This window comes from Patescibacteria group bacterium (assembly GCA_040753135.1).
In the GTDB taxonomy this organism is placed as follows: Bacteria; Patescibacteriota; Minisyncoccia; order UBA6257; family Brennerbacteraceae; genus JBFMGR01.
The window spans coordinates 1-5,619 of the sequence record JBFMGR010000016.1; the positions used below are offsets into that span (position 1 = coordinate 1).

At 36.6% G+C, this 5,619-nt stretch carries 7 protein-coding genes; 1 reads left to right on the forward strand and 6 read right to left on the reverse strand.

The window, feature by feature from the left end; genetic code table 11:
• The 3 genes from AB1721_03345 to ruvA all read right to left on the reverse strand — a co-directional run.
• Positions 1-554: RtcB family protein (locus AB1721_03345; protein MEW5805723.1), on the reverse strand; the 554-nt coding region annotated here is incomplete at its 3' end.
• A 119-nt stretch (positions 555-673) separates the two neighbouring features.
• Positions 674-1,096, reverse strand: a complete 423-nt coding sequence (locus AB1721_03350) for an archease (GenBank protein ID MEW5805724.1) — start codon at positions 1,094-1,096, stop codon at positions 674-676.
• Positions 1,097-1,098: 2 nt separating this feature from the next.
• Positions 1,099-1,686, reverse strand: coding sequence for a Holliday junction branch migration protein RuvA (gene ruvA / locus AB1721_03355; protein ID MEW5805725.1), 588 nt, complete (start codon positions 1,684-1,686; stop codon positions 1,099-1,101).
• Between the two features lie 168 nt (positions 1,687-1,854).
• On the opposite strand from ruvA, the gene rpsT reads away from it, so the two are divergent.
• Complete coding sequence (rpsT, locus tag AB1721_03360) at positions 1,855-2,121, forward strand: 30S ribosomal protein S20 (GenBank protein MEW5805726.1); 267 nt, start codon at positions 1,855-1,857, stop codon at positions 2,119-2,121.
• Positions 2,122-2,139: 18 nt separating this feature from the next.
• Here the strand turns inward: rpsT and holA are convergent, their stop codons facing one another.
• The 3 genes from holA to mltG form a co-directional block, all read right to left on the reverse strand.
• On the reverse strand, positions 2,140-3,051 hold the full coding sequence (gene holA / locus AB1721_03365; GenBank protein ID MEW5805727.1) for a DNA polymerase III subunit delta: 912 nt from the start codon (positions 3,049-3,051) through the stop codon (positions 2,140-2,142).
• A 383-nt stretch (positions 3,052-3,434) separates the two neighbouring features.
• Positions 3,435-4,568, reverse strand: coding sequence for a quinone-dependent dihydroorotate dehydrogenase (locus AB1721_03370; protein ID MEW5805728.1), 1,134 nt, complete (start codon positions 4,566-4,568; stop codon positions 3,435-3,437).
• 136 nt (positions 4,569-4,704) lie between these two features.
• On the reverse strand, positions 4,705-5,619 hold a 915-nt coding region (mltG, locus tag AB1721_03375), incomplete at its 5' end, for an endolytic transglycosylase MltG (GenBank protein ID MEW5805729.1).

A 5,619-nucleotide genomic window follows, 5' to 3' on the forward strand; every position in this document is an offset into this window, starting at 1 on the left:
TCTGCTTCATTTAATCTGCCGCCTGACTCGCAAAATTCTTTATCCTGTTCAGTTGCCCAACCCTGGCTTAAAGCATAATCAACTCCGGTTTCCAGCGCTTTATCAAGTTCTTTATTGCTTAGCTTTAACCAACCGCCCCTGCCCACGCCTGACGGCACCTCTTGATAAATTGTTTGAGTTAATTTGGGAACTAAATCTTTAATCTCTACAAAACTCTTGTCTGAACGCAATAACCTGATCCCGCAGTTTATGTCATACCCAATCAAGCCAGGAGAAATAACACCTTCTTCTGTTAGAACTGGACATATGCCGCCAATTGGCGCCCCGTAACCTTCGTGCACGTCTGGCATCACCAAAACATATTTATATACCCCTTTGAGGGTAGAAAGATTCACTAACTGCCACAAGGACCGGTCTTTAAAAACCTCGTCTAACATTGATTCTGAAGCGTAAATCCGGGCCGGTACTTTCATATCTTTTCTAAAGCAAACCGGCACCTCCCAAAGATAGTCGGCAATTTTTACCAAGTCTTTTTTTGTCAATGGCGTTGACACAAATATAGATTGAATAAAACACTAATATTATAGCCTGTTTTAAGGTCAACCTTTTTGACTAAGTCAAAAAGATTGTTTTATCTCACTTCTTTACTCTAGAGTAAAGAAGTGAAAATTTTTCAAATATCTAACGTAATAGTTGCTTCGAGTTGCCCGTTATTTTGAGAGATTTTTAAATCATGATAAGTCGCTGCTTTGACGTCTTTAACAATCTTCCCGGAATCAGCAAGTAAAAATTCGGCTCGGAGAAAAAAACCATCAGATTTTTGCTTTAATTCATAAAAATTAACCCCAGCAATTAACTTTTTTTCTGTTTGAATAAAATATAAAGCCTCGTTTAAAAAATCGATCAACAGTCCCTCGCGGTCGGACGAAAAAATTTCAAAAATCACTGATTTTTTATCAGAAACTGCCAAATTCTCCTCCCCGGCAATAATCGCCATTAATCCTTTAAGAGCATTTTCCAAAAGCTCTTTCAAGTCTTTGCCAAAGACCTTTAGCCGAACATCAGCGGTATGTTCCAAGATTTTAAATTGGCTCATTTTTATCCCTTAGTTTTTCCGCTCAAAATTTTTAAAGCCACCGCAATCCGTTCAGAAACTTTGACAGGTTTATCCCCAAGTTCGGCAATGGCTTTTTTTGCTTGTTTCAAAGAAAAGCCCATTACCAACAAAGCTTCTTCCACTTCTAAATCAAGATCAAATAAACCAGGCTCAATTCGGCCGGATCTAATTTTCTTTGACAGTTCAAAAACAATTCTTGAAGCAGTTTTTTCTCCGACGCCAATAATCTTATTTAAAAACTCGGTTTTGCCCAACTGAATTGCTGATTTGATTTTATCAATTGGTGCTGAGCTTAAAATATTTAAGGCGATTCTCGGACCGATTTTATCCACTGAAGTTAAAAGCAAAAACAGCTCTTTCTCTTCTTGAGTCAAAAAACCATAAACTTCAAAAACTCCCTCCTGGGATTTCTGCTGTAGGAAAACAAATAGTTTGGCTTTTTTGTCTTTTGCCGGCAGTTTTTTAAAAGTTTGTTCAGAAATAAAAACCTCCCAGCCGATTCCGCTGGTTTCCAAAATCGCCCGATTATGGCTTTTCTCTTTGATTTTCCCTTCAAGATAGCTAAACATAATAACCAACTTCCAATTTCTAATTCACAATTTCCAAATCATTATTATTTTATCACGCTCAATCTTAAAACAAAACTGAATTTACTATAGGGTTGAAAATTTTCTTAATTTAAGCGATAATAAATTTAAGATTTAGAAATTAAAAATTGGAAATTTGTCATTATCATTATGCCAATTACCAAATCAGCTAAAAAAGCGTTGCGGCAAAACAAAAAAAGGCGAGTCAGAAATGTCGCTAAAAAGCAAAAAATTAAAGCTCTGAAAAAAGAGTATTTGTCCTTGACTAAAACGCAGGATTTAACCAGGGCTAAAGAAAAAATCAGCCAGCTTTATAAATCAATTGACAAAGCGGCAAAAACCAAAACAATCCATAAAAACAAAGCGGCGAGGCTGAAGAGCCGACTTTCTAAAAAAGCAGTCAGCCCCAAAAGCTGAAGCGGAAATAAAATCAACTTAAGATAAGCAGAAAATCTTTAATCCTTCCTGGACGGTCAATCTCCCGGTTTTTATTTTTGCTTCAAGCTCTAATAATTTTTTTAGTTCTAAAGCCGCTTCACTCGAAGAAATCCCCTCGGCCCAATGATTCAAATTTCTCAACCAGTAAGGATTGGTTTTATCTAAAAACTCTTTTTTAGCCGCCTGAAAATTTGGCTGGATGTTTTTGTCTTTACTCGCCACTAAAATCTGAAAAATATTGATTAAGCTCTTTAAGCGACCCAGGCCCTCACCAACATCAGCTGGAATATTAACTAAGCTTTTAGCCAAATCCCCTTTCAAAACCGCTTTAATCCAATCAAAATAATTAAGCCGGCTTTCTTGGTTGTTTAAACTAAAAAACTCTTTTAAGCCAATTTTCTTGCCCGGCTGGTACAAAGAAAGCTTTAACAATTCTTGATAAAAATAGGCCGGTTCTTTAGTTTCTAAAGACAAAAAATAATTGATTAAATATCTTTCTAAACTAATCCCCAGATCTTTGGCTAAATCCAGCAAATATCTTTCCCAAGCTTTTATTTGTTTATCTCCGGGTAAAATGAATTCTTTTTTCTCTGCTGTTTTCAATTTTAGGCCGGATTTGGATTTTTTTTCTAAAACAACCACCGCTCTTTCCTCCGAGCTAAAAGAGTTAAGTAAGTTTTCCAACTCCTTTTTTTCTGAAGCGGAAAGTTTTTCAAAACTAAAAATAATCACTTGCTTTTCAGAAAAAATTGAGCCGGTTTGCAAGAACTGCTTCAGATCAGTTAACCAAGTTTCGGTTTCCGGAGATAAAACAACAGCCCGACTGCCTGAATCAACCAGTCTAGTTTTAAGCTTGCCAGCTTCCAATCCGGCTTTAAACCAATCAGAGCCGTAAAAATAATAAATCATCTAAAAAATTATCAATTCCCAATTTTCAATGAATTTCCAATTTTCTTCTAACGAAAAACAGAATCTGCCAAATGCGCCTAAAAACACCCAAACAACTATTAACTTCTCTATTCGTTTATCTGCAAATCGCCATCAACACAGATTATCTCTAAAACAATACCTGTCCCGTTAACTCTCTTAATAACAGAAACGATGCGTTTTTTTTATTATAAAACAACACGGTTAATCATAGCAAATTACGGTTCAACCAGTAAGTAAATAAACTATTTTTTTATTTCTATTTATTTATCCGCGATCGCGTAAAATACATAGAAATCTTTCAATTGTTTCAATTGGCTGATTAATCACGACTAAACCCTATAGCCCAATTCGCACGAATTAGGCTATAGTTCTTTTTTACCGTTCCCCAGCTCACTACTTTCTGCTCCTATCGCCTGACTAAAATTTTCAAAACCATCTCTTTTTAGCAACTTTACTAAATCTCGATTTATCCCTGACACTAATTGCGGCCCCTGAAAAACCAAACCGGTAATTAACTGCACCAAGTTGGCGCCTAATTTAATTTTTTTATAAGCGCCTTCTGCAGAAAATACCCCGCCGCAGCCAATAATAATAAACCGGCCCTGATAATTTTTATAAGCCAAAGCAATCAGCTCGTTTGAACGTTTTTCTGTTGGTTTACCGGAAAAATTGCCTGTTGAAAATTTTTTTAACTCTGCTTGATTTAAAGCCGGATCAGCCCTGTTTTTTTGAAGATTGCCAAAAATCACTCCTTTAATAAGAGAGAAATTTTTTAAAACTTCAAGCATGGCTAAAATCTCTTTATCTGTGTTGGAAATCGGCATTTTCACGAAAACCGGCTTTTGGATTTTCAACTCTGACAGCGCCAGCAAAAGAGCGTTTAAGTTTTCCGAATTGTAAAAATTAATCTTTGTTTTTAAATTCGGGCAGGAAATATTTAATTCATAATAAGAATTTTTTACTGGGGAGTTAAGAAATTTCTCAAAACCAGCAACAACATCTTGAATCGCCTGTTCCAAAGTTTCTATCTTTTCTGAATTAGTCACGCCGATACTTATTCCCAAAGGAAAAACAAAGCCCAGCGAGCTAAGTTTTTTAATAACACTATCCACTCCGGGATTCTTAAACCCCTTATTTACCATTAAAGATTTTGATTTGGGCAGTCGGCCCAATCTTGGCTTGGAATTGCCTTGGCATTTTTGATTTGTGATCGTGCCGATTGTTTCAAAACCAAAGCCCAAACTCGGTAAAATCTGAGTTAGCTTTGCCTGGTAATCAAAACCTGCGGCCAAACCAACCGGATTTTCAAACTTGATTCCTGATATTTGTTGTCCTAATGCCTCGCTTCTGAAAGCAAAAGCTTTTCTTATCAGTTGTTTTAAAAACCTCGATCTGCCAAAAAATTCACCCAGGTTTAGAAAGGCCTCGTGGACTGATTCGGCATCAAAAAGAAAAAGAACCGGCTTGAGAAATGTTTTGTAGAAAAAACCGAACATCCTTTTTAAATAACTAATTCCTAATTTCCAATTTCTAATTAATGATTCAAATTTGAAAATTCCCAAACCGAGAATCTGTTATCTGCCCGCGGTAGATCCGCTTTGGGACAGAAAATTAAATCTTGAAGATTAAAAATTATTTGAGGTACTTTTTTACTGCGGTTTCGTGTTCCTTTAGAGTTTTTGAAAAAATCGTTTCGCCATCACGAGTGGATAAATAAAACCAGTAATCTGTTTCTACCGGATTTAAAGCCGCCTCAATTGATTTCCAGCCCGGATTTGAGATTGGCCCCTGGGGCAGACCTTTATATAAATAAGTATTATAAAGAGATTTAATCTTGATGTCCGAGTTGGTTAAAACGTGGTCATGGGGCTTCCAGTCGGGATTAATGATTTTCCAAGCGTAAACAACGGTTGCGTCAACCTGCAAAAGCATATCCTTTTCCAAACGTTTCCATAAAATCCCGGAAACAATTTTCCTGTCTTCCAAACCCGGCACTTCTTTTTCTGCTATTGAAGCCAGAGTAATCAAACTAAGCAAGCTCTTCGGGCTTTCAGCCATCTCCGGATCAATCTTTGAATAAACTTTTTCCTCAAAGTTTTTCAGCATCTTCGCCAAAATCTGCTTGGGTTCAGTTTTTTGGGAAAAATTATATGTATCCGGAAACAAAAATCCTTCCAAAGAAACCAGATATTCTTGGGGCAAGAATTCAAACTCAGTAAAAAGCCCTGGTTTTTGAGCCGCTTCCACTAAAGCTCCCGGTTCAATAATGTTTAAATCTGACAAGCGTTTATCAATCTCAAAAATGGTAAAGCCCTCAGGAATCAAAACCTTAATATCTTCAGGCCCCTGAATTAATCGATTGGCTAAAGAGATTGGCGTGTATTCCCCGCTGAATTCATAAGTGCCGTTTTTCAATTCCCTGAATTTGCCGCTTGCGATCAGGTAGAGGTTAAAAATATTTGAATTAGAGATTATTCCATTTTCTTTTAATGTTCTGCTAACCTCTAAAAAGCCGCTGTTTTCTTTAATCACCACTTTTGTTTCCTG